Source organism: Peribacillus sp. B2I2, from assembly GCF_041261685.1.
Classification (GTDB): Bacteria; Bacillota; Bacilli; order Bacillales; family DSM-1321; genus Peribacillus.
This window is the reverse complement of record NZ_JBGCCB010000001.1, coordinates 4909844-4933468: the sequence shown is the minus strand read 5'-3', so window position 1 is coordinate 4933468 and position 23625 is coordinate 4909844. Positions and strand designations below refer to the sequence as shown.

Annotated in this window: 26 protein-coding genes, 1 pseudogene and 1 riboswitch; of the genes and pseudogenes, 15 read left to right on the top strand and 12 right to left on the bottom strand. The window is 41.6% G+C overall.

Annotation, left to right across the window (positions count from 1 at the left end; genetic code table 11):
• Nucleotides 1-136 precede the first annotated feature (136 nt).
• The gene (locus ABIE66_RS24520; protein WP_289314644.1) at nucleotides 137-1201 is read left to right on the top strand and encodes a DctP family TRAP transporter solute-binding subunit; all 1065 of its coding nucleotides are present in this window, start codon (nucleotides 137-139) and stop codon (nucleotides 1199-1201) included.
• Between the two features lie 71 nt (nucleotides 1202-1272).
• Here the strand turns inward: ABIE66_RS24520 and ABIE66_RS24515 are convergent, their stop codons facing one another.
• Both ABIE66_RS24515 and yidD read right to left on the bottom strand, forming a co-directional pair.
• Complete coding sequence (locus ABIE66_RS24515) at nucleotides 1273-2220, bottom strand: metal ABC transporter solute-binding protein, Zn/Mn family (RefSeq protein WP_370016623.1); 948 nt, start codon at nucleotides 2218-2220, stop codon at nucleotides 1273-1275.
• A gap of 120 nt (nucleotides 2221-2340) precedes the next feature.
• Nucleotides 2341-2559 (bottom strand): membrane protein insertion efficiency factor YidD, encoded by a 219-nt coding sequence (gene yidD, locus ABIE66_RS24510; RefSeq protein WP_370017110.1) that lies wholly within the window; start codon nucleotides 2557-2559, stop codon nucleotides 2341-2343.
• Nucleotides 2560-2758: 199 nt separating this feature from the next.
• Here yidD and ABIE66_RS24505 point away from each other — a divergent pair, with 199 nt between their 5' ends.
• Nucleotides 2759-3232 carry an S-ribosylhomocysteine lyase gene (locus ABIE66_RS24505; RefSeq protein WP_289314647.1) on the top strand — a complete coding sequence of 158 codons (474 nt, stop codon included), beginning with the start codon at nucleotides 2759-2761 and terminating at the stop codon, nucleotides 3230-3232.
• A 38-nt stretch (nucleotides 3233-3270) separates the two neighbouring features.
• Here the strand turns inward: ABIE66_RS24505 and ytzI are convergent, their stop codons facing one another.
• Nucleotides 3271-3426 carry a YtzI protein gene (ytzI, locus tag ABIE66_RS24500; protein WP_289326724.1) on the bottom strand — a complete coding sequence of 52 codons (156 nt, stop codon included), beginning with the start codon at nucleotides 3424-3426 and terminating at the stop codon, nucleotides 3271-3273.
• Between the two features lie 124 nt (nucleotides 3427-3550).
• Here ytzI and ABIE66_RS24495 point away from each other — a divergent pair, with 124 nt between their 5' ends.
• On the top strand, nucleotides 3551-3991 hold the full coding sequence (locus ABIE66_RS24495; RefSeq protein WP_289326723.1) for a Dps family protein: 441 nt from the start codon (nucleotides 3551-3553) through the stop codon (nucleotides 3989-3991).
• Nucleotides 3992-4095: 104 nt separating this feature from the next.
• Here the strand turns inward: ABIE66_RS24495 and ABIE66_RS24490 are convergent, their stop codons facing one another.
• Nucleotides 4096-4362, bottom strand: a complete 267-nt coding sequence (locus ABIE66_RS24490) for a DUF6154 family protein (RefSeq protein ID WP_370016622.1) — start codon at nucleotides 4360-4362, stop codon at nucleotides 4096-4098.
• Nucleotides 4363-4589: 227 nt separating this feature from the next.
• Between ABIE66_RS24490 and ABIE66_RS24485 the strand changes: the two genes are divergently transcribed.
• Together ABIE66_RS24485 and ytkD are read left to right on the top strand one after the other, a co-directional pair.
• Nucleotides 4590-4940 carry a hydrolase gene (locus tag ABIE66_RS24485; protein ID WP_289326722.1) on the top strand — a complete coding sequence of 117 codons (351 nt, stop codon included), beginning with the start codon at nucleotides 4590-4592 and terminating at the stop codon, nucleotides 4938-4940.
• A 104-nt stretch (nucleotides 4941-5044) separates the two neighbouring features.
• A complete protein-coding gene (gene ytkD, locus ABIE66_RS24480; RefSeq protein ID WP_370016621.1) occupies nucleotides 5045-5500 on the top strand; it encodes an RNA deprotection pyrophosphohydrolase in 456 nt (151 codons plus the stop codon).
• 65 nt (nucleotides 5501-5565) lie between these two features.
• Here ytkD and ABIE66_RS24475 read toward each other — a convergent pair whose 3' ends face one another.
• The 4 genes from ABIE66_RS24475 to ABIE66_RS24460 all read right to left on the bottom strand — a co-directional run bounded on the left by ABIE66_RS24475 (nucleotide 5566) and on the right by ABIE66_RS24460 (nucleotide 8635).
• Entirely contained in the window at nucleotides 5566-5757 is a 192-nt protein-coding gene (locus ABIE66_RS24475; protein ID WP_370016620.1) for a hypothetical protein, read from the bottom strand.
• A 342-nt stretch (nucleotides 5758-6099) separates the two neighbouring features.
• Nucleotides 6100-6900 carry an ABC transporter permease gene (locus tag ABIE66_RS24470; protein WP_370016619.1) on the bottom strand — a complete coding sequence of 267 codons (801 nt, stop codon included), beginning with the start codon at nucleotides 6898-6900 and terminating at the stop codon, nucleotides 6100-6102.
• Nucleotides 6881-7651 carry an ABC transporter ATP-binding protein gene (locus ABIE66_RS24465; protein ID WP_289326716.1) on the bottom strand — a complete coding sequence of 257 codons (771 nt, stop codon included), beginning with the start codon at nucleotides 7649-7651 and terminating at the stop codon, nucleotides 6881-6883. Before ABIE66_RS24465 ends, ABIE66_RS24470 begins: the two co-directional genes overlap by 20 nt.
• A gap of 27 nt (nucleotides 7652-7678) precedes the next feature.
• The gene (locus tag ABIE66_RS24460; protein WP_289327398.1) at nucleotides 7679-8635 is read right to left on the bottom strand and encodes an ABC transporter substrate-binding protein; all 957 of its coding nucleotides are present in this window, start codon (nucleotides 8633-8635) and stop codon (nucleotides 7679-7681) included.
• A gap of 180 nt (nucleotides 8636-8815) precedes the next feature.
• On the opposite strand from ABIE66_RS24460, the gene ABIE66_RS24455 reads away from it, so the two are divergent.
• The 4 genes from ABIE66_RS24455 (at nucleotide 8816) to ABIE66_RS24440 (ending at nucleotide 11404) form a co-directional block, all read left to right on the top strand.
• A complete protein-coding gene (locus ABIE66_RS24455) occupies nucleotides 8816-9604 on the top strand; it encodes an alpha/beta hydrolase family protein (RefSeq protein WP_370016618.1) in 789 nt (262 codons plus the stop codon).
• 51 nt (nucleotides 9605-9655) lie between these two features.
• Nucleotides 9656-9898 carry a DUF2584 domain-containing protein gene (locus ABIE66_RS24450; RefSeq protein WP_101225571.1) on the top strand — a complete coding sequence of 81 codons (243 nt, stop codon included), beginning with the start codon at nucleotides 9656-9658 and terminating at the stop codon, nucleotides 9896-9898.
• A 238-nt stretch (nucleotides 9899-10136) separates the two neighbouring features.
• Nucleotides 10137-10601: a 2-thiouracil desulfurase family protein gene (locus ABIE66_RS24445; RefSeq protein ID WP_289326715.1), complete on the top strand. Its 465-nt coding sequence runs from the start codon at nucleotides 10137-10139 to the stop codon at nucleotides 10599-10601.
• Nucleotides 10602-10633: 32 nt separating this feature from the next.
• Nucleotides 10634-11404, top strand: a complete 771-nt coding sequence (locus tag ABIE66_RS24440) for a TSUP family transporter (protein ID WP_370016617.1) — start codon at nucleotides 10634-10636, stop codon at nucleotides 11402-11404.
• Between the two features lie 53 nt (nucleotides 11405-11457).
• Here ABIE66_RS24440 and ABIE66_RS24435 read toward each other — a convergent pair whose 3' ends face one another.
• Complete coding sequence (locus ABIE66_RS24435) at nucleotides 11458-11865, bottom strand: VOC family protein (RefSeq protein ID WP_289326714.1); 408 nt, start codon at nucleotides 11863-11865, stop codon at nucleotides 11458-11460.
• 188 nt (nucleotides 11866-12053) lie between these two features.
• On the opposite strand from ABIE66_RS24435, the gene ABIE66_RS24430 reads away from it, so the two are divergent.
• Complete coding sequence (locus ABIE66_RS24430) at nucleotides 12054-12632, top strand: TetR/AcrR family transcriptional regulator (protein ID WP_370016616.1); 579 nt, start codon at nucleotides 12054-12056, stop codon at nucleotides 12630-12632.
• A gap of 25 nt (nucleotides 12633-12657) precedes the next feature.
• On the top strand, nucleotides 12658-14031 hold the full coding sequence (locus ABIE66_RS24425; RefSeq protein WP_289326712.1) for an MATE family efflux transporter: 1374 nt from the start codon (nucleotides 12658-12660) through the stop codon (nucleotides 14029-14031).
• Between the two features lie 69 nt (nucleotides 14032-14100).
• Here the strand turns inward: ABIE66_RS24425 and ABIE66_RS24420 are convergent, their stop codons facing one another.
• Nucleotides 14101-14274, bottom strand: a complete 174-nt coding sequence (locus ABIE66_RS24420) for a Fe3+ hydroxamate ABC transporter substrate-binding protein (protein ID WP_370016615.1) — start codon at nucleotides 14272-14274, stop codon at nucleotides 14101-14103.
• A gap of 349 nt (nucleotides 14275-14623) precedes the next feature.
• Entirely contained in the window at nucleotides 14624-15757 is a 1134-nt protein-coding gene (wecB, locus tag ABIE66_RS24415; protein ID WP_289326710.1) for a non-hydrolyzing UDP-N-acetylglucosamine 2-epimerase, read from the bottom strand.
• A gap of 196 nt (nucleotides 15758-15953) precedes the next feature.
• Between wecB and ABIE66_RS24410 the strand changes: the two genes are divergently transcribed.
• The 3 genes and pseudogenes from ABIE66_RS24410 (at nucleotide 15954) to ABIE66_RS24400 (ending at nucleotide 19843) form a co-directional block, all read left to right on the top strand.
• Nucleotides 15954-17159 carry a glycosyltransferase family 4 protein gene (locus ABIE66_RS24410; protein ID WP_370016614.1) on the top strand — a complete coding sequence of 402 codons (1206 nt, stop codon included), beginning with the start codon at nucleotides 15954-15956 and terminating at the stop codon, nucleotides 17157-17159.
• 22 nt (nucleotides 17160-17181) lie between these two features.
• A complete protein-coding gene (locus tag ABIE66_RS24405; RefSeq protein ID WP_289326708.1) occupies nucleotides 17182-18498 on the top strand; it encodes a glycosyltransferase in 1317 nt (438 codons plus the stop codon).
• Nucleotides 18499-18539: 41 nt separating this feature from the next.
• Nucleotides 18540-19843, top strand: a pseudogene (locus ABIE66_RS24400) (nucleotide sugar dehydrogenase).
• Between the two features lie 159 nt (nucleotides 19844-20002).
• Here ABIE66_RS24400 and pckA read toward each other — a convergent pair.
• Nucleotides 20003-21589: a phosphoenolpyruvate carboxykinase (ATP) gene (pckA, locus tag ABIE66_RS24395; protein ID WP_370016613.1), complete on the bottom strand. Its 1587-nt coding sequence runs from the start codon at nucleotides 21587-21589 to the stop codon at nucleotides 20003-20005.
• Between the two features lie 416 nt (nucleotides 21590-22005).
• A riboswitch (SAM riboswitch) is annotated at nucleotides 22006-22169 on the top strand.
• A 163-nt stretch (nucleotides 22170-22332) separates the two neighbouring features.
• Here pckA and metK point away from each other — a divergent pair.
• Nucleotides 22333-23526, top strand: a complete 1194-nt coding sequence (gene metK / locus ABIE66_RS24390; protein WP_289314667.1) for a methionine adenosyltransferase — start codon at nucleotides 22333-22335, stop codon at nucleotides 23524-23526.
• The last annotated feature ends 99 nt before the right edge of the window (nucleotides 23527-23625 follow it).

Genomic DNA, 23625 nt, shown 5'->3' with positions numbered 1-23625 from the left:
TTCCTCCATTACTTCTATACCTAATAGTAACAGAATTACTATCACTTTTCGCTATTTTTCGCGCATTGTATTACGACAGCAAAAAGGCTGTGATAGAATAGTGTTAACGTGAAGTGAGCGGTAAGGAGTTGTCGGTATGCGTGCATTATGGGGGTACTTCATATTAATTGGCTTGGGACTGTCGATAGCAGTATATATATCGTTTCAATCGTTCTTTACAAGCTTCGGTTTCAATTTGCCGAAGGATGAGGAGCAGGTAGGGATGAAGGATCAAATCGTAATTAAGTTCAGTCATGTCGTAGCCGAAAATACACCTAAAGGGCTAGCTGCGAACCGGTTTGCCCAACTAGTCGATGAATATACAGATCATCGTGTAAAAATTGAAGTTTATCCTAATCAGTCATTATATAGTGATCTTGAAGAAATCGAAGCATTACAGGAAAACAAGGTGCAGATGATTGCTCCAACTACATCTAAAATTACGAGTATATCAAAAAAATGGATGCTATTGGACCTCCCTTACGTCTTTCCAACGGACGCTGCCTTGCAGGAAGCTTTGAATGGGGAAGTGGGGGAAGAGCTGCTTAAGCAGCTGAATACCATTGATATCGAGGGACTCGCATTTTGGTCGAATAACTATAAACAGATTACAAGCAGTAAACCGATACGGCATCCAAGTGATTTTGCAGGAAAGAATTTTAGAATCATGCCAAGTGCAGTCCTGGAAAGCCAATTTAAGCATTTTGGGGCGACAACATCTCAGCTGGAGTTTAATGATACGTTTAAAAGCCTTGAAATCAATGAAACGGACAGCCAGGAAAATACGATTTCGAATATCTATTCCAAGAAATTATATGAGGTGCAAAAATATTTAACGATCAGTGATCACGGCTATTTAGGGTATGTCGTCATGATAAACAAGCCATTTTGGAACAAACTCCCGTTGGATATTCAGCAGCAAATCCAACGGGCGATGGATGATACAACGAAATGGCTATGGAACAAATCAACTGAATTGAATCAGGAACAGCTACGGGAAATTCAGCAAAAATCGAATATAGACATCTATACACTGTCAGATGAAGAAAAGAAAGAATGGATGGAAGAGATGACCGTCATCTATCCGGAATTTGAATCAACGATTGGAACCGAATTGATGACGAAAATGGAAAAGATTCGCGAGAAGCATTTAAAGGAATAATGAAAGCGGGCTTTTTAGTCCGTTTAAAAGGAAAAAAAAGCGGACCCATAAGGACCCGCTTTTTTTTTTGACTATTGCAATGCAGTTTGCAGTGTCTTAATATTTTTTTCCATTAAACTAAAGTAATCTTCGCCAGCTTCGATATCTTTATCCGTCAGAACGGAAAGGTTATGGAGCTCAAGTGATTTCGCTCCCATTTCCTTTTGGATGATCTCGGTTAGTTTAGAACTGATATTCTGCTCAAAGATGACGTAATTCAAGTCCTCTTTATCGGCCATGGTTACAATTTTCCCCAGTTCCTTTTGAGATGGCTCGTTTGAAGATGTTAGTCCTGTGACGCCAATCTGTTCAAGACCGTAGCGTTCCTCCCAATACCCATAAGCGGAATGGGAAACGATGATCTTATTGGTACGACCCGACTCGATTGTTGTCGCGAATTTTTCATCAAGTGACTTCATCTTTTCGGAAAGCTTGTTGAATTGGCTATCGAAATATTCTTCCTGTTCAGGCATTTTCTTCGTTAATTGGTCCTTGATGGTTTTAGCCATCTCTATGGAATAGATGGGATCTAACCATAAATGCGGATTGACGCCCCCATGGTCATGACCGTCTTCTTCATGTGCATGTTCATCTTCGTGTGCATGCTCTTCTTCATCAAGATGAACCGTTTCGCCTATCGCGACTGTGCCGACGCCTTCTTTGCTTAAAATTGGTTCAGCTTTAGTTACAAAGCCTTCAAGATTATAGCCAATGTAGAAAAATAGGTCTGACTCAGCCATTTTTACAATATCTTTTTGAGAGGGTTCAAATGAGTGTTCATCCGTTCCGGGTGGATAAACCGTTTCGACGTTCACGTACTCCCCACCAATGGCTTCCGTGAAGTATTGCAATGGGTAAACCGTCGTATATATATCTAAGGTATCCTTCTCTTTTTTAGTGGATTCTCCCTTTGTGTTGCCGCAGGCTGACAAAAATAGCGCAGTAACAAGGAAAAGGGAGAGCAATGCTCGATTTTTCATATGAAATGCTCCTTTATAATTCGTATTGATTACGATTTGAATTTTATGTGTAAAAACGAAATGATTACGATTCGACTTCTGTATAATACAAAAAATTGCAAAGGAAAGCAAGGGTTTTTTCTAATCCTCACCTTTTTTCTTTTTTTCAGGAACAAGGTCAATGCCTCCTGGATGAAACGGATGACATTTAAGAATCCGGATGAGTGCTAACCAGCTTCCTTTTATAGGTCCGAAACGGTTGATCGCTTCCAAACCATAATGGGAACACGTTGGGTAAAAACGGCAGGTAGGCGGTTTTAATGGAGAAATGGCAACTTGGTAAAAACGGATGATTCCCATTAATACTTTTTTCAACACGATGCTTTCATCTCTTTTCGAGTAAATTCACTACCCTCAATTATAGCATATTTTCTAAATTACCAATAAGGTATAAGCATATTGGTAATCCGATAGATATAATGAGAATTAATTTTAAAGGATGAAATATATTGTTATTCAAGGTAAAATAGAGATGACATACAATTAAGGAGTGAATTAAATGCCTTCAGTTGAAAGCTTTGAATTAGATCATGACGCTGTTAAAGCCCCATATGTTAGACATTGCGGTGTCCATAAGGTAGGAACAGATGGTGTTGTTAATAAATTTGATATCCGTTTTTGCCAGCCGAATAAACAAGCGATGAAGCCGGATACGATCCATACACTGGAACATTTGCTTGCATTCAATATCCGTAAGCATTCTGAGCGTTACGATCATTTTGATATTATCGATATTTCGCCAATGGGCTGTCAAACAGGATATTACCTTGTTGTCAGCGGTGAGCCGACAGTAACGGAAATCATCGATGTTCTTGAAGATACATTCAAGGATGCCGTTACAATTACAGAAATTCCTGCTGCAAATGAAAAGCAATGCGGCCAAGCAAAATTGCATGATCTTGAAGGAGCTAAGAAATTAATGAATTTCTGGCTTACACAAGATAAAGAAGAACTTCATAAAGTTTTCGGTTAATGAAAAAGGTTCCCGTCATTTTTTGACAGGAACCTTTTTTATTTTTCGGATTCTTCCTTATTCCGCTCATCCTCTGGCAAAGGGTCAATGGGATCCACTGTATGCTTGTAGCTGTAACCTTTTCCGATGGTTAGGACGGATAATGCCAATACAATCAAAATCACAATAATGGAGATAACTAAAACCGTAATCATACTTTACAGCCCCTAACGTTCACAATTTAGATTCATTTTAGCATAAGAACCGAATTAGATAATGTTTCAATTTTTGAATAGAGGGAATTATAAAGGTATAACCAACTTACGGAGGTAGATATTTATGGCTCAGAAAAAATTAGGAACTTTAGTGAATAAGGAAATTGCAAACTTCAGTGTTCTTTATACGAAAATTCATAATTACCACTGGTTCGTGAATGGACCGCACTTCTTTGAACTTCATCAAAAATTGGAAGAGCTATATAAAGAAGTGACAACCAATTATGACGAACTGGCTGAAAGACTATTGGCCATTGGTGAAAAACCAGTCGCTACCCTTAAAGAATACTTGGAATTAACCACGATTGAAGAAGCGACAGGGAAAGAAAATACAGAAGATATGGTTCAAAGTGTCATCAGTGATTTTGAGAAGCTTTCCGAAGAGTTCTTGGAAATTATCGAAGTTGCGGAACAAGAAGATCCGGTTACGGCTGATATGCTGACAGGCATGAAGAAAAGCTTAAACAAACATGCTTGGATGTTGCGTGCGTATTTAGGACATTAAGGTTTAAGGAAAAGCTCTACTTCGGTAGGGTTTTTTTTTGGGAGGAAAAAAACTAAAACAACAAAAAGGCATCCATCAAGAGAGGGACACCTGACAAGTATGTATTAATGAATATTCCGTGGCGGAAAATGTGTAGGTTTCGTGTCGTTCATGCTATTTTGTGCGAACTTCCCTTTTAAAGTTTCAATAATGTAAAGGCCCATTAGATTGGTTAGTTCCTGATCATCCATCTCTTGAAGCAATTCGAAAATTTCCTTGCGATCCAGTTGTTCCAGAACGGCAAAAGTAAGCATATCAATATCTTCTTCATCACCAGTCATCTTATTGCGGTACATATTGTATAATTCTTCAATTAACTTCAAAACTCTCACCTCACATTTATTAGAAATCCGTTATCTCTTTATATGTAGGTTATCAAAAAAACCTCTGGGTGCATATAAAAATCTGAAGGGATGCTTGGGCTTATTATATGTTTTACCCTTTGAAAGATACTTTAATCTATTATTTAACATCTTTGTTCTTCTTTAAGCAATATTTTCCATTGTATGAAGTGGGGAATTACGTGAAAAAATAAGCGTAGGATTTATGGAAAGGGTGGATGAATGTGTCTGAAAACAGGAAAAAGTATTACATTTGGCTTCCGAATGGGCAGATAACACAAGATAGGGAAAGTTCTCCATGGAATTTCGAAATCGAGGCGACTGATAATGAAGTCATCAAGTTACGTGAGTTATTTGATTATAATTATTCAGTAGGGGAAGAAAACTTTTACCGGGCACATGTCCCATACCTACAATATCATTTTGACCGGGAAAATGATAAACAGGACATTACACTCCAAAAAATTTACGAGATGATTTATGCACTAGGTACTGAAGAAGGAAGACGGCATATAGAAAGTATGGGGATTTTACAGGCAAAACCAACAGACGATGGCCTCGAATATTGAGGTACCATCGTTTTTTTGATGTGATGGAGATTCTTGCTGGATTATAATGAAAGATGGATCCAATAAAAATCAGCATTATTTCTTACATGGGGAGAAGGGGAAAAATGAAACGCTTTTTAGATAAGAACGGATATAAGGTGGAATACTCCGAGGATCCTGTTTTTGGTGAGTCCTGGCATGTTTTTGTGCTAAGCAGGTATAAGGGAATGTGGGTATTGACCAAACACAGAGAGCGGGGGCTGGAGTTCCCGGGAGGTAAGCGGGAAGCAGGGGAGTCGATAGAACAAACAGCCATACGGGAAGTGTATGAAGAAACAGGGGGGGTAGTGGAGGAGCTGCAATTTTTGGGACAATATAAAGTGCATGACCCAGTTAAGCCATTCGTTAAATCGATATACTATGCTTCTTTGCGTGAGGTCGAAAAGAAGGAAGATTACCTGGAAACGGACGGCCCGATCTTTTTGGAATCATTTCCGGATGTACTGGGTGAGGAGTTTAGTTTCATCATGAAAGATCAGATTGTGCCGTTGAGCTTATCAAGGCTGGATGGCAGTATATAACTGAGAAACGAGTAGATGGGGCAAATTTACGGATGTTTGACAATTTATAGGTAAAAACATCAAATTCACGAATTAAGGCTCGAATTCACGAGTAAAAGCACGAAACTCACGAGTAAACCGCGCAAACTCACGAGTAAATCGCCGAAACTCACGAGTAAAAGCACCAAACTCACGAGTAAACCGCGCAAATTCACGAGTAAATCGCCGAAACTCACGAGTAAAAGCACGAAACTCACGAGTAAACCGCGCAAATTCATGAGTAAGGCACGAAACTCACGAGTAAATCACCGAAACTCACGAGTAAACCGCGCAAATTCACGAGTAAAGCACGAAACTCACGAGTAAACCGCGCAAACTCACGAGTAAAGCACGAAACTCACGAGTAAACCGCGCAAATTCACGAGTAAATCGCCGAAATTCACGAGTAAAGCACGAAACTCACGAGTAAATCGCGCAAACTCACGAGTAAAGCACGAAACTCACGAGTAAAAGCACGAAACTCACGAGTAAACCGCGCAAATTCACGAGTTAAGGCACGAAACTCACGAATAAATCGCCTGACATGAATGAAAAACTGCCGAGGGTTATCGGCAGTTTGGTTAGTCTTTGATTAGTTTTCGCTCGAGCAGTTCGACAAGTTGATACATGATGGTGGCAAAGACGGCGATGATCATCAAGGCAAGCATGACGAGGGTGAAGTTGAAGACTTGAAAGCCATAAATGATCAGGTAGCCCAGTCCTTTCGCCGAGACAAGGAATTCTCCGACGATGACGCCGACCCAGGAGAGGCCGACATTCACTTTCAATGTCGAGATGATCGTTGGGAATGAGGCGGGTAATATGGCTTCCCGAAAAGCTTGTGTTCTTGTGGCTCCAAAAGTTTGGAGCACCTTCAGGTAGTTCGGGTCCACTTCGCGAAATGCGGTGTAGACGACGATGGTGGTGATGATGATGGAGATGATTGCCCCCATCGAGATGATGGAAGGAAAGCCAGGGCCGAATGCTACGATGATGATGGGGCCGAGTGCCACTTTCGGCATGGCATTTAAAATGACGAGATAGGGGTCAAGTGTTTTTGATAATCTTGGCGACCACCAGAGCAGTGATGCCAGGACCGTTCCAAGTAAAGTCCCTATGATGAAGCCGAGAACGGTCTCGAATAGTGTCACTCCGGAATGGGAAAGCAGCGTTCCATCACTCAATTTCTGTATGAAAAGGTGCCACACTTTAGTTGGGGAGCTGAAGATGAGCGGGTCAATCCATTCCATCCTGGAAAAAAGTTCCCAACTACTGAAAAAAACTATGAAAATCAGGATCTGATAAAAGCGAATGAGCCTGTTTTCCTTTTTTAATGAGGTTTTATATTGGTTATGAAGTTGTTCAATATTCAAGGCTCTCAAGCTCCTTCCAGATCGTTTGGAATAGCATCGGATACTGTGGATGGTTGCGTGCATGGAAAGGCGTCAGTTCACGCATTTCATCGGGAACATCGAAAGTTTTGTGCACGCTACCCGGGTTCGCGGAAAACAGATAAATGCGGTCACTCATTGCAATGGCTTCACCGATATCATGGGTGACGAGCACGGCTGTCTTTCCGAAGGATTTCAAGGTTTCAAAAACAAGGTCTTCCAGCTTCAGCTTCGTTTGGTAATCAAGGGCCGAGAAGGGTTCGTCAAGCAAAAGGATTTTTGGATCGACCGCCAGTGTCCGTGCCAGTGCAGCCCTTTGCCTCATTCCGCCTGAGAGTTCGCGCGGATATAATTTTCCGGTGCCTCCCAATCCAACGTCACTTAATAGTTTCAGCGTCTTTATTCTCTCAAGGCCTTCATCCTTTTTAATCAGTTTCAATCCTAATAAAACATTTTCTTCTATCGTCTTCCATGGAAATAGATAATCCTGCTGCAGCATATAGCCGATTGAAAGGTCACTGTTGGCCTTCAGCGGTTTGTTTTCGAGCAGGATCTTTCCCGCAGTGGGCGGAAATAGCCCTGCGATGATGGAAAGCAGGGTGGTCTTTCCGCAGCCGCTGGGACCTAGAAAAGAGACGAATTCACCTTTTTCAATGTCGAGGGAAATGTCCGCGAGTGCGGTCGCTGCCGTCTGATTTGAAAAATAAGTATGGTGAATGTCTTGGATTTTTAAAAAGCTCATCGGACATCCTCCTTACCTTTAGCTATGCTATTTAGTGACTTCTTCAGCAAAATCTGTATTGACCAGCTCATCATGGCTTATACGTGAAGGCAGCTCTCCTGCTTCATCCATGATGTTTTGCAGATTGTTCCATTCTTCTTCATCAAGAATGGGGTCGGTGGCAAAGGATCCTTGTTCTTTGTAGCGGTTGATGACTGTTTCCATCGTCTCGATATTGGTATCTTCAAAATATGGCTGAATGACTTTGGCGATTTCGGCAGCGTCATTTTCCTGAACCCAATCCTGTGCTTTCTTCAATGCCTTCGTGAATTTCTCGACAGTCTCTTTGTCTTCTTTCAAATAGCTTTCCTTAGCCATATAAACCGTATAGGGAAGATGCCCGGACTCGGTGCCGAAAGAAGCGACGATATAGCCTTTTCCTTCTTTTTCAAACACGCTGGCTGTTGGTTCGAACAGTTGAACAAAATCGCCGGTTCCGGAAGCGAAGGCAGTTGCGACATTCGCAAAATCAATATTCTGGATGAGATTCAAATCTTCTTTCGGGTCTATGTTATGTTTTTTCAATACGAACTCGCCGGCCATTTGTGGCATCCCGCCTTTTCGCTGGCCTAAGAATGTAGAGTTTTTCAGCATATCCCATTTGAAGTTGTCGATTTTTTCACGTGAAACAAGAAACGTTCCATCCGTCTGTGTTAATTGGGCAAAGTTGATGACGGGATCGTTCGAACCTTGTGCCTGAACATAGATCGATGTTTCAGAGCCAACGAGAGCAATGTCCGCACCATTGGACAGAAGCGTGGTCATCGTCTTGTCGCCGCCTGCCGTCGTTTTCAAATCAATGCTTAGGCCCTCGTCTTTAAAAAATCCCTTTTCAATCGCTACATATTGCGGTGTATAGAAAAGGGAGCGGGTAACTTCGGCCACCCTGACCTTCGTTGTTTCCTGGTCCTTGTTGCCGCATGCTCCGAGCGGGATCACCAGCATACACAGAAGTAAAAATATGACACCTGCTTTACACCATTTTTTCAAAATTCCTTCCTCCTTGATAAATAGGTATTTTGCCTACCTTATCGTATGAATGGAAGAAAAAAATGTGAATGTCTCTTAGGGGATAAAAACAAGCGGATGTTTTACAATAAGATTAAAGAGAAAGGAGAGTGGAAATTGGAGAACGGAACGATTATTTCAAAACGGCGGTTTCCCTCACCGCATCCACAAATCCATCTTTATTCAGTTACATACATATCACAAGGCCTGAAAGTAAAGGGGTTACTGGCTGAACCGGTTGATGGTGAAATTCACGATGCCTTCTTATATTTACGCGGCGGGATTAAAAATGTCGGCAAGGTTAGGCCCGCAAGGATTGTGCAGTATGCCGTAGAAGGTTTTATCGTTTTTGCCCCTTTTTACCGCGGAAATCAAGGCGGAGAGGGAGATGAGGATTTTGGGGGAGAAGATAGGTTCGACGCGATATCAGGGTTCAATCTTCTTGAACAGCACCCCCGAGTGAACAAGGACCACATTCATATCCTCGGATTTTCCCGTGGCGGCATCATGGCGCTTTGGACTGGGATATACTGCAAGAATGCAGCGTCGATCGTCACATGGGGAGGTGTGTCGGATATGTTTTTAACATATGTCGAACGTGTCGATATGCGTCGGATGATGAAGCGGGTCATCGGCGGAACACCAAAAAAATGCCCTGATCAATATGAATACCGTACGCCATTGTTTGCGATTGAAGATTTGAATATACCCGTTCTGATCATTCATGGTGAAAAAGATGATAATGTCGCCATTGAACACGCGTACAGGTTGGAGAAAAGGTTGAAAATGCATGACAAAGAGGTCGAAAGCTGGTATTTTCCTCAATTCACTCATTACTTCCCACCAGCCATTAACAGAAAAGTAGTCGAAGATTTAACAACTTGGATGAAAAATAAAACCGAATAATGATAGAATGAAGTATATTCTAAGTATATTGGCAAGAGGAGGAGATACAACATGGGCATGCCTATGGAACTCAATACTATGATCGTTACAAAAGGGAATGAAACCCGAGAAGAAGAAAATATCTTTCGGCTATCGAAAGCAGGTTACCGGTTATACCCTATCGATATCCCAATTGATGTCCGCAAAACGATTCAATCTGACTCAAGCGGAACAGCCGTTATCCAAAAAATTGAATGGACCAGTGAAAAGACCATCATTACGTACCAACTTCTATCACTGAACTCAACTAACTAAATAGACAAGCGCTTGCCGGGAATCGTTTTCACTGCAAGTGCTTTTTTTGGTTGAGTTGGCAGAATTCGACCTCCGCGCTGATAAATCGACCTACACCCAAATAAATCGACCTCCGCATCAATAAATCGACCTTCGTCATTCGCCACACAGCAAAATTCCAATTGATATTCAATATTCGAAATGAATGACACTAAAAGAATGATAAAATGGTGGAAAAAGCATGAGGTGGGGTGATTTGGTGATTTTGGTGAGTTCTTGTTTAGCGGGTCTTGAGGTGAGGTACAACGGTACACACAGCCTGGACGATAGAATTATGGAATTAATGAGGGAGAAAAAGGCTGTAGCGGTTTGTCCTGAGTTGCTTGGCGGTTTTTCGACACCTAGGGAACCTGCTGAGATAATTGGCGGTGATGGTGGGGATGTCCTTGATGGAAAAGCGAAGGTAATTGAAAAGTCGGGTCGGGATGTAACGGAGTTGTACATAGAAGGAGCCAATCTTACATTATTGAAAGCCCAGGAGGTTGGAGCGACGCTTGTCGTTTTAAAAGAATATAGTCCATCCTGTGGAAGTGCGACGATTTATAATGGTGAATTCAAGGGGGAGAGGAGGGTCGGGAATGGAGTGACCGCGGCTTTGCTTAAACGCCATGGATTCACGGTTACTTCAGAGGAAGGGTTAGTCGATTATCTGGATGAAAAATGATTTAGATAGTGCTTTTGAAAGAAGGGGAATACATGGAGGATATCAATCTCTATACTTTGCTATTTTTAATTATTGCGGGTTTTATTGCTGCATTCATCGATTCCGTTGTGGGCGGAGGCGGCTTAATTTCCATTCCGGCTTTATTGTTCACGGGGATTTCGCCTTCTGCGGCACTTGCGACTAATAAGCTTGCGGGTACAATGGGATCTTTAACGAGTACGATTTCATTCATTCGGGCTGGCAAAGTCAATTTCAAATTCGTCATCAAGCTGTTTCCGATTACTGTGATTGGAGCGGCATTAGGGGCTTTTGTTGTACATTTCGTTTCCGCTGAAATATTAAAGCCCCTCATTTTGATCCTGTTGGTCATTGTTGCGATTTATACGATGGTAAAAAAGGATTGGGGTAAAGATGCAAGGTATAAAGGACTGACAAGGAAGAAAATGTTACTTCTGATTGCCATAATTTTTGCCATTGGTTTTTATGATGGTTTTCTTGGACCAGGGACAGGCTCCTTTTTATTATTTTCATTTTTGATCATTGGATTTGATTTTGTCCAGGCAGCTGGGAATGCAAGAATATTGAACTTTGGAAGCAATATAGCCGCACTTATCATTTTCTTATCGATGGGGACCGTCAATTTTGCCTATGGAATTCCGATGGGTCTTTCAATGGTCGCAGGAGCATTGGTCGGAACGAATTTCGCAATTAAGAAAGGTGCTTCCTATGTACGTTTATTATTCATTTGCGTCACGATTTTACTGATTGGAAAAAATGTCTTGAATTATTTTCATGTGTTTTGATGATATAAAAAATGGCCGGAGATACAAATTTGTATCTCCGGCCATTTTTGAATTCATTTTGTGTAATTCAAGTCCCAGTGAACGCCAAATTGATCCTTGACTTTACCATACTTGGCCCCCCAAAAGGTATCTTGCAGTTCCATTAAGGATAATCCTTTTTCACAGATGGCATCATATAAATACTGGATTTCCGAGTCGCTTTCACATTCGAGGACCAACGATACATTATTCCCGACTTGAAGGGGATTGCCTGGAAACGTATCAGATACCATGATCAACATATCGCCTTTTTTGATTTTGGCATGCAAAACAAGGTCATTCGCTTCTTCAGGTGTTGGGAAACCAGCTTCACCGTAAGTTTGCAGGTCGGTAATCTCTGCTTGGAATACCTCTGCATAAAAGGCTAATGCGTCCTTTGCTTGTCCATCGAACATTAAATAGGGGGTAACCTGATTTTTCATATGAATCCTCCTTCTTGTACATGACTTTCATTTCGACGGAGATATCTTATCCTCCTTTATTTCATCACAGGGAATATGATTTGTGTGTTTTTTATTATAAAAACTTGCCTGACGAACGTTCGTTAGGGTATGATAGGTTTATCAGAAATACAAAAAAGAATATTCGGCAATGAAAGGTGAATCTTATTATGAAAAGCGATGAAATAAAAAAAGCGGCACTAAAATATTTTTCGATTCATGGGTATGAGGGGACTTCACTCTCACAAATTGCGGAAGAAGTCGGAATAAGGAAACAATCCATTTATTCTCACTTTAAAGGGAAGGACGATCTGTTTTTATCTGTCCTTAAGGACGCCAAGGAAATGGAGCTTTCGTCTTATGTGGAGTATTTCAAAATGATGCGCAACAGTGATCCGGAAGAGACGCTATACGGATTTTTGGAAGAAATGATCAAGATGTTCCAGGAGGTAGAAAGTTTGAAGTTCTGGCTTCGCATGGGATTCTTTCCGCCAACACATCTATACAATGAAATACAGAAGGAGACTGATGATATTCAGGTTCAACAGGAAGCCTTAATGGAAGAGATATTCCGATCATGGTTATCAGAGGGGGCTTTAAACACAGGGAATGCGCGGACCCTGACATTGGCGTATTCAGGTGTCATCGTGGCCATTATGGTTGAACTGGTTTATGCCGATAATCGAGAGCGGGTGGCGGAAAAACTTGCAGCGTCATGGTCCATTTTTTGGAGAGGTATTTCAAAGTAAGGTCGAATAGCAGGAGCTGGTAAACATGTCATTAAGAGAAAAACAACAACAAAATCTACTGGAGATGGAATCGACGGGAAGGGTCTTTTTACGCTATTTGATTCCTTCCATGATAGGAATGGTATTGATGGCATTGAACTTTGTTGTCGATGGCGTGATGGTCGGCAATAAACTTGGATCGGTTGCCCTTGCAGGAGTTAATATAGCAGGGCCCATTTATACGATTTTTGTAGCGATGTCGATTTGGATTGGGGTAGGGGGCGCAACACTTTATTCACAAAGCATGGGGGCAAGGAATTATGGCCGTGCACGCTTTATTTTCACCCATTCCATCATTTTGATTACGATATTCACCGTAATCATTGGTCTGATTGCCTACGCTTTTCATCATCAGCTTGTTTATGCACTAGGGGCCAATGAAGCAACGGCTCCCTTTGCAACGGACTACATGAATGTTTTCTTGATGCTGGGCTTTGTTTTCACGTTGGAAAACACTTTAAGCATATTCGTCAGGAATAATGGCAATCCGAATTTGGCCATGGCCTCCCTTATCGTTACAGCCATATCCAATTTCGTTTTGAACTTCATTATTCTTTACGTACTTGAACTAGGGGTGCGTGAGACAGCTTATGGTACGATCTTGGCAGCAGCATTGGGGATACTGGTTCTAAGCCTGCACTTTTTCACGAAGAAGAATACGCTTCGTCTCGTCAAGTTCCGTTTTGAAAAGTCACTATTCATGATGACGATGATGATCGGTTTTCCTAGTTTCTTAGCGGAAATAGGTGTATCCGTCTTTACTATCGCTCATAATAATGCGTTCTCCCGACTTGCAGGCACCGATGGATTAGCTGCATTTTCGATTGTGAATTATGCCCATAGTGTCATGCTGCTGATGTTTCTCGGCATAGGGTCGGCGATCCAGCCGCTGGTAAGTTATTATCATGGTGCAAAAGATGAAAAGAGGAAGCGCGAAACGGTCCGCATTGCCATTTTTACCGCAATGGGGGCAGGAATATCCATTACCCTCATGGGACAGGTTGCCGCTCCTTTCATCGTGAATTTATTCGGTGATTTTTCAAGTGACGTTAAAGAACTTGCTACAATTGGAATTAGGATCTTCTTTAGCGGCTATATCCTAATGGGTGTCAACTTTGTCATGATGACCTATTTCCAATCAATTGGGCAAGTGAAGATGGCCGCCTGGATCACGATTGGGCGAGAGTTCATTTTCATGCTTATATTCTTGCTGACATTGCCGCTTATATTCGGGACGAATGCAGCATGGCTGGCCATTCCATTATCAGAGGTGGTCATATTCTTAACCGTCCTTCTTTATTTAAAAAGAAAAGGTTCGAAAATTTGGGGAAAAGCCCAGTTCAATAAAATGATAAATTGAGGATCACCAATTTTGGTGGTCCTTTTTATCCAAAGACTTAGTAAGGGAGATAAATTTAAATATCATATATTAGTTTTGTGCTTTATCAAAACACACTTCACAGAAGAAACTTCCTTCATTTTTTAAATATGCTTTTATTTCAGTCATCCCTCTACGCTTCGGATAACGCATTTTCACAAGAACAACTTCATCGCCTTTAATTTCTTTTCCACAATTAACACACTTTGGGTCTTCCCCGAACATTTAAACACCTCCAAGCAATGTAAATTTTTAAATCCAATGAATTTTGATATATCAAAACTATCATAAGTATCTGCCATTTCAAATACAAATTAATAGTGGTTTTTTGTCCTTCGTTGCTTTGACTATTTTTGCGTCCCCTTTCGTAAATGATTCAAGTGATGACCCAGAATGTTAATGCTGGCGCGGATTCAATAAAAGAAATAGCGGTTATTTCGGGATAAGGGCAAATGATAGGTGTGCCGCGACTGAACAGATTTCCGAAGGTGCTCAAGTATAGATCTAACTAATTGGAAAAAGCCTGCCGGTAAAGTGGCAGGCTGATTTAATCATCTTTTTTATTGAACCATTTTCATATTGGAAGGGGGGATTTCATACTATGCTTTAATAGGATTTCAACAATCCGCTTTGAAGCAAGTCCATCTCCATATGGGTTGGAAGCTGTGGCCATTTTTTTATAGGCCTCTTCACTCGTAAGTAGGTCATTGGTTAATTGGTAAATTCTTTCTTCTTCGATCCCTGCCAATAATAGAGTGCCAGCTTCTATTCCTTCCGGCCGTTCCGTCGTATCGCGCAATACGAGAACTGGGACACCCAGTGATGGGGCTTCTTCTTGCACCCCTCCGGAATCTGTCAGGATCAGATGGGATCGCGCAGCGAAATTATGGAAATCAATCACCTCTAAAGGTTCGATTATATGCAGCCTATCGTTATCGTTGAAAATCTCATGAGCGATTTCGCGAACGACTGGGTTTTTATGAATCGGAAAAACAACTTGGATATCCCCATGTTCATCAAGAAGCCGTTTCACGGAACGGAATATTCCTTGCATGGGTTTTCCGATATTTTCACGACGGTGTACGGTCATCAATAGCATTCTATCGCCATTCAACCCGGAGAGGATCGGATGCGTGTAGTCTTTTTGTATCGTTGTTTTCAAGGCATCGATGACAGTGTTACCGGTAATGTGGATACGGTCATTCTGTTTGTTTTCCATTAGGAGATTTTCAGCAGCCTTCTTGGTCGGTGCAAAGTGCAAGTCAGCCAGGACTCCAGTCAACTGTCGATTCATCTCTTCAGGGAACGGTGAATGCTTATTCCAGGTACGGAGACCAGCTTCAACGTGACCAACCTGTATCTTATTATAGAAAGCAGCCAAGCTTGCGATGAAAGTTGTCGTTGTATCCCCATGAACGAGGACGATATCCGGTTTTATATTTTTCATGAGCGAACTCAACTTTTCAATGCCTCGAGTTGTAATTTCTTCTAATGTTTGCCTATCCTTCATCATATCCAAATCGTGATCTGGCTTTATTTGAAAACATTGCAAGACTTGGTCGAGCATTTCCCTATGCTGGGCGGTGACCACCACGATGGTTTCTATTTCTTCTTGATGTTTTTTCAGTTCCAATACGACGGGTGCCATTTTGATGGCCTCCGGTCTTGTACCAAATACGGTCATGACCTTTAAACGTTGTTTAGGCATGCTCATTTCCTCCCCTTCTAAATGTCCTCCCCATTATAGCGGGAAGTTCATGGAAAATATAAAAATGAAACAATAATTAACGGAATATTTACAATATTAATAAGGACTTTATATTTCTTTAACTTTCAGTTAATATCTGGCATTTACAATGAAAAGCAGGAACATAACAACCCAAGAATAGAGGTGATAGGCGAATATGAAAAGCGTCCTGATGATCGTGCAAAACTTTTATCCGGAAATCGGAAGTGCGGGAAATAGAATGAAAAATATATATCTCCATTTGAAAAGAAACGGATTTGAGGTAACGGTCATCACATTGAAGCCGAGTTATCCTAATCAAAGTTTATATCAAGATACAAAGTTTTGGGATGAAGATAGCATTGAAGAAGATGTCATCAGGATAAAGCCGGACAAAGTGAAGCGGTATACAAGCAATATGGGAAAGCGGTTGCTTCATTATCTTGAAGCGATGTGGCTTTTCATTTATACAATCATCCGTCTCGAAAAAAAATATGATTATGTGTTTGCAACGACCCCGCCGATCTTCCCGACATTGGCGGCGTTGATCGCCAAGAAAAAGATGAAGGCGAAACTCATTACCGATGTCAGGGATTTATGGCCGGAATCGTTGATAGGAGTAGGAGTGTTTACAAATAAGTGGGTTTTGAAATTCGCTTTCTTTCTGGAAAGGAAGCTATATCGGCATTCGGATTTTATCATAATCAATAGTCCTGGATTCAGGGATTATATCGTTTCAAAGGGAGTCAAGGAGGATACCATCCAATTCATCCCTAATTCGCTTACTGCGGATGAGCTGACTTTAAAGAATTTGCTTACACCCGTATCGGAAAAAATAATCAAGGTCGTTTATACAGGGAATATTGGACTGGCTCAAGACCTGAAAAAACTGATAGCCGTGGCTGAAAAGCTAAGGGAACATAAGCAAATCGAGTTCTCGATGATCGGATATGGATATCGGGTATCCGAAGTGGAGAAGGAGATCGGATCTAAAGGGCTGACTAATATAAAGGTGATTAATGCGATGAATAGAAGAGTGACTCTTCATGAAGTTTCAACTTCTCACATTGCATATGTAAGCTTGGTTGAAAAAGAGGTCTTCAACAAGGTGCTGCCTGGTAAAATCATCGATTATATGTGTGTCGGAAAGCCCATTGTCGGTGATGTTGCTGGAAGGGCCAAGAAGATGCTCTCAGAGGCGAAATGCGGGTTGGTGGCAGACAGCCGAAATGTTGATGAAATCAGTCAGCATATCCTGACCATGGCCTCAGATCCAGCCCTTCGTAAAGAACTGGGGGAAAACGGTTATCAGTATGCTAAACAACATTTTCAATGGTCCAAAAATATTAAAGGTCTCATCAACGTGATGGAAGCGTCAGGCTGAAAATCTGGAATTGGAGGACAACATGGCGAAGAAAGTATGTATGTTTGTGTGGAATCACTTTACGAACGATGCAAGGGTTCTAAGAGAATGCACAGCACTTACTGAAGCGGGTTATGAAGTGGATTTGATTGCCATTCATAACTGGAAGATCAAGGATTTGCCCAAAAAGGAGAAACATCAAAATGGTTTCACTGTCACTAGGGTGAATAACCGCTGGGAGGCGCTTCATAGGATTCTCAGGATCGTAGGCAAATTGAAGAAAAAGAAGTTTGAAATCGTTCTACTGGCATTATTGGTTTGGAATACGTTGTGGAACTTAAATTTGATCAATGGCTGGGTGGGATCGGGAATATTGTTCGGTTCCCTTGCACTCCTTGCGATCGGCACCTTGATCATGAGTAAAACGAAGCTGCCGACCCTATTAACAAGGAGCTACATTTTTGGTCAAATGATCCACCATGGCCGGAAAAGGAAATATGATTTTTATCATTCGAATGACTTGAATACGCTAATGCAGGGAGCGATCAGCAGTAAATGGTTAAGGCGAAAAAAGCTGATATATGACTCACATGAGGTACAAACGAGCAGAACGGGATATAATAGCAGACTTTACGGGATGATGGAGAAATTCCTATTAATATTTGTTGATGAAATGATTGCCGAAAACCATACGAGAGCTAAATATAACGAAGACTTATATGGTTTATATCCCAATGTGGTCCATAACTACCCAATTCCAACCAATCCGGAGGAAAGTACGGCCGTGAATTTGCATGAGCTGCTCGATTTGCCAGCGAATGAGCCGATATTGTTATACCAAGGCGGCGTTCAAATGGGCAGAGGTTTAGAGCAATTGGTTGATGCTGTACCGATGATAGAGGGTGGGACAGTGGTTTTTATAGGAGATGGAAGAATCAAGGATGATTTGATGAAAAAAGTAAGCGACATGCATCTGGAACATCGTGTGAAGTTCTTACCGAAGGTTCCGGTCGACGAGCTGCTCCATTATACGAAAAATGCGTATTTAGGTTTTCAGGTATTGAATAATGTCTGTTTTAATCACTACTCCGCTTCTTCAAATAAATTGTTTGAATACATGATGAGCGGTGTGCCTGTGGTTGCCTGTAGTTTTCCTGAAATTCAAAAGGTGGTCGATGCGGAACAGATTGGCGTGTGTGTCGATTCACATGATCCAAAGTCAATTGCCGAAGGAGTCAATTACCTATTGAAACATCCTGAAAAAAGGGCGGAAATGAGCAGTAATTGCCTGAATGCCCGGCAAAAATACAATTGGAAACAAGAGAAGGAAATCTTTATCGATATTTATCAATCTGCCTAACAAAACGAGTGTAGCAGAAAAATAGGATAGGAGTGGTTAATATGAAACTTTGTACAATGGGACTTGGTTATATAGGGCTTCCAACTTCTTTAATGTTTGCGAAACACGGTGTCGATGTTATCGGCGTGGATATCCAGCCTGAGGTTATCTCCAATTTGAATAATGGTAAGCTCCATATCGAAGAACCTGGACTGGAGCAGGTATTACATGAGGTACTTATTTCCAATAAGTTTCGAGCTGCTTTAAGCCCGGAACATGCTGATGTTTTCATTATTGCAGTCCCTACTCCAAATAAAAGATGATATGCATCAATCATGTGATTTAACCTACGTCTTAGAAGCGACATCCACCATTCTTCCTTTTATCAAAAAGGGAAATGTCATCATTATCGAATCGACGATAGCGCCAAGAAGCATGGATGATCATATCAAACCGATGATAGAAATGACTGGCCTCACGATCGGTAAAGACATCTTCCTCGTTCATTGCCCGGAACGTGTTTTACCTGGAAGGATTCTTGAAGAGTTAGTTCATAATAATCGTATCGTCGGAGGGATCACGGAAACATGTTCTTATAAAGGGAGCTTAGTTTATGAAACCTTCGTTCAAGGTGAAATCATTCAGACGGATGCGAAAACGGCGGAAATGTCCAAGCTGATGGAAAATACTTTCCGGGATGTCAATATCGCCCTTGCAAACGAGCTGGCGAAAGTCTGCTTCCAGCTGGACATCAATGTCTTGGATGTCATAGGGATGGCAAACAAGCACCCACGTGTCAATATTCACCAACCAGGCCCCTGGAGTCGGGGGACATTGTTTAGCAGTCGATCCGTATTTCGTCGTAGCAAAGGCACCAGAGTATGCGAGAATCATTAAATTGGCCCGTGATACGAACGTATCGATGCCTTATTACATTGTCAATTGCGTAAGAATGATGCTCGAGGGAATCCGTCATCCAAAGGTAGCGGTTTTCGGACTTTCATACAAAGGAAATGTAGATGATATTCGTGAAAGTCCCGCCATTGATGTCGTCAATATCTTGATGGGAATGGAAAATGTGGATGTAGCCTTGCATGATCCGCATGTTCAATCTGGGAAAATGCCAATCGTTTCAGTGGAAGATGCTGTAAAAGGTGCCGACTTGATACTTGTCCTGACCGACCATGATGAATTTAAACGGATGGATTATGATAAGCTATCGGATCTTATGGCCAATAAATTGATTTTGGATACTCGGAATTGCATTGATGCGAACGAAACCGATGTCCCGGTGGCCAACCTGGGCAATATATATCAATACAAAACGATGTCCATGAAAAAAGCCAGGAATAAAGCGATCATCTAAAAACTTGGACAAACATCGATAATGGAATAAGGATAAAGGGGGCGCTGACTATGGACAGTGCCCTTTTTGTGGTTGAAAGTCAAGCTCTGCAACTGGCACGGGGGGGAGCAAAATGAAGAAAGGACCAAGCAAGAGCTTGGTCCTTTTGTGTACAATTTATTAAGCTGTCGGTCCGCCAAGTTCTTCGATTTCACTTGGAACGCTACCGAATTTCTTGAAGTTTGCACGGAATTGAGCTGCAAGAGCTGTTGCTGCTTGTTTATAAGCCGCAGGATCTGCCCAAGTCTTGATTGGTTGAAGCACTTCGTCAGGAACTCCAGGAACATGAAGCGGGATATCCAAACCGAAGATTTCATCTTTGATCGTTTCGATGTTCGCTAATTCACCTTCAAGTGCCGCTTGTACCATCGCACGAGTGTAAGCAAGTTTCATACGGCTTCCGGTTCCGTATGCTCCGCCAGTCCACCCAGTGTTGACAAGGTATACCTTTGCATTGTGCTCGTCAATTTTATCACCAAGCATCTCAGCATAGCGTTGAGCGGGAAGCGGTAAGAACGGTGAACCGAAGCAAGTGGAGAATGTAGCTTCCGGTGAAGTTACCCCTCTTTCAGTACCAGCCAATTTACTAGTGTAACCACTTAGGAAATGGAACATTGCCTGTTCTTTGGAAAGCTTGCTGATTGGAGGCAGAACGCCTGAAGCATCAGCTGTTAAGAAAATGATTGTATTTGGGTGTCCTGCAATACTTGGGTTCACGATGTTATCGATCGCTTGCATTTGGTATGCAGCACGGGTGTTTTCAGTCAATGAACTATCATCATAGTCCGCTTCACGTGTATCCGGATCCACAACTACATTTTCCAATACGGCACCGAAGCGGATCGCATCGAAAATTTGTGGTTCTTTTTCACGTGAAAGGTTGATCGTTTTCGCATAGCAGCCACCTTCGATGTTGAATACGCCGTTAGAAGACCAGCCGTGCTCGTCATCGCCAATCAGTTTACGGCTAGTGTCTGCGGATAAAGTTGTTTTACCTGTTCCAGACAGTCCGAAGAATAAAGCGACGTCTCCTTCACGTCCTACGTTAGCAGAGCAATGCATTGGAAGGATTCCAGCCTCTGGAAGTAAGTAGTTCATGATCGAGAAGATCGATTTTTTCATTTCTCCTGCATATTCCGTTCCGCCGATCAGGATGGTACGGCGTTCAAATGAAACGATGATGAAAGTTTCGGATGAAGTCCCGTCCACTTCTGGGTCTGCTTTGAAATTAGGTGCCGAAAGAATTGTGAATTCAGCTTCGTGACCTCTTAATTCCTCTTCGTTCGGACGGATGAACAAAGTATGGGCAAAAAGATTATGCCAAGCATATTCATTAACAACTCGGATGGGAAGACGTGATGATTCGTCTGCACCAGCGAAACCTTTGAAAACGAAAATCTCTTCTTTTGCTTTTAGGTAGTCAACTACTTTATTATATAGTTTATTGAAAACATCTTCAGAAATTGGCTGGTTCACTGAACCCCAATCGACTTTATCCTTAACGGATGCTTCTTCCACGATATATTTATCTTTAGGTGAACGACCAGTATACTTGCCGGTTTCAGCTTTTACTGCACCAGTTGATGTTAGTACGCCTTCATTTCTGCTTAATACTTTTTCGACCAATTGAGGAACTGAAAGTTGAGTTTGAACATTGTTTCCTGTTAATAACTGGTGTAACTCATTAGAAACATCTACAGAATTCATATATGAGGTACCTTCCTTTGTTTAAGTTTTTATATTACAATTAGTATAACACATTCATTTAAATAGTCTATACTATTTCTTTTAATTTGTGATTATTTTCAACTGGTTTCGTTAATCATTTTTCATTATTAAGGCGCAGGAACCGAGTCAATACAATTGCATATACTTACATGGAGTGAAAATTTTATTTTAAATAGGAAGTAATTAAGCAACATATTTCTAATTGGCCATTCCTGTTAGTATGCTTTATTTTCTATTATTAATGGCAATTTTCAACATTTCTATTCGCCTTCTGCCTTGGAAACCCTTTGAAGACGCTGAAACAACCCGTTTTTTCAAGTGGGCGGATATGTTCTTTTTAGAAAAACATTGACAAGTTCCAACCTGATACGATATTATCTTAAATTGTACGGATTCTCTTATCCCGAGTTGGTGGAGGGACAGGCCCTTTGAAACCCAGCAACCTGCCATATTGAACTTGACTCCAAGATCGATCGCCGAAAATAAAGCGATGGTTCTTCAAGGAATAGTGGTGATGGTGCTAACCTGAGCAAGGTAAAAAACCCTTGAACGATAAGAGTGAAAGGATAGAAGACAGAATTTTAAACCTTTCCTCATTTGCCAGGGAAGGTTTTTGTGTATTTATAAGTAATTCTGTGTCTATAGTTGAAACTAATGAGGGAAACGAGTTCCGTAAAAAATCAGGCTTATGCCTACAACATACTAACTTCCAAGGAGGAAATATGATGTCAAAGAAACGTCTATTTACTTCTGAATCTGTTACAGAGGGCCATCCGGACAAAATTTGTGATCAGATTTCAGATTCCATTTTAGATGCTATCCTTGCTAAGGATGCAAATGCACGTGTTGCGTGTGAAACAAGTGTAACAACAGGTCTTGTGCTTGTTGCTGGTGAAATTACAACATCCGCTTACGTGGATATTCCGCGTATCGTTCGTGATACCATTGCAGGAATTGGCTACACACGTGCGAAATATGGTTTCGATGCTGAAACTTGTGCTGTATTGAGTTCCATTGATGAGCAGTCTGCTGATATCGCAGCTGGCGTCGATAAAGCATTGGAAGCTCGTGAAGGAAACATGTCAGAGGAAGAAATCGATGCAATCGGTGCAGGGGACCAAGGTCTTATGTTCGGATTTGCTTGTAATGAAACAGAAGAGCTTATGCCACTTCCGATTTCCTTGGCACATAAACTTTCATTCCGCTTGGCTAAAGTTCGTAAAGATGAAACTCTTGCTTACTTACGCCCTGATGGTAAAACACAGGTAACTGTGGAGTATGATGAGAATAACCGTCCTGTACGTGTAGATACGATCGTTATCTCTACACAGCATGATGCAGAAATTACGCTTGAACAAATTCAAGCCGATATAAAAGAACATGTGATTAAAGCAGTTGTTCCAGCTGAATTGATCGATGCTCAAACTAAGTACTTCATCAACCCGACCGGCCGTTTCGTAATTGGCGGACCTCAAGGGGATGCTGGTCTTACTGGACGTAAAATCATCGTTGATACGTACGGCGGATACGCTCGTCACGGCGGTGGTGCATTCTCTGGTAAGGATGCTACTAAAGTTGACCGTTCTGCGGCATATGCAGCGCGTTACGTTGCGAAAAACATCGTTGCCGCTGGCCTTGCTGACAAAGCGGAAGTTCAATTGGCATACGCAATTGGTGTGGCAGAGCCTGTATCGATCTCGATTGATACATTCGGAACTGGTACAGTTAGCGAAGAAGTCCTAGTTGACCTAGTTCGTGCAAACTTCGACCTTCGTCCAGCTGGTATCATCAAAATGCTTGATCTTCGTCGCCCAATCTACAAACAAACAGCTGCATACGGACATTTTGGCCGTACAGATGTCGATCTTCCATGGGAACGCACGGATAAAGCAGAAACATTAAAAGCACAAGCATAATCCATAAAAAAAGGTGTCCCGCAACAGCGGGGCACCTTTTTTTATGGATTAATTTTGCCTTCAGGGGGAATAATTCAAGAAATCGATAGTTACTCGTGA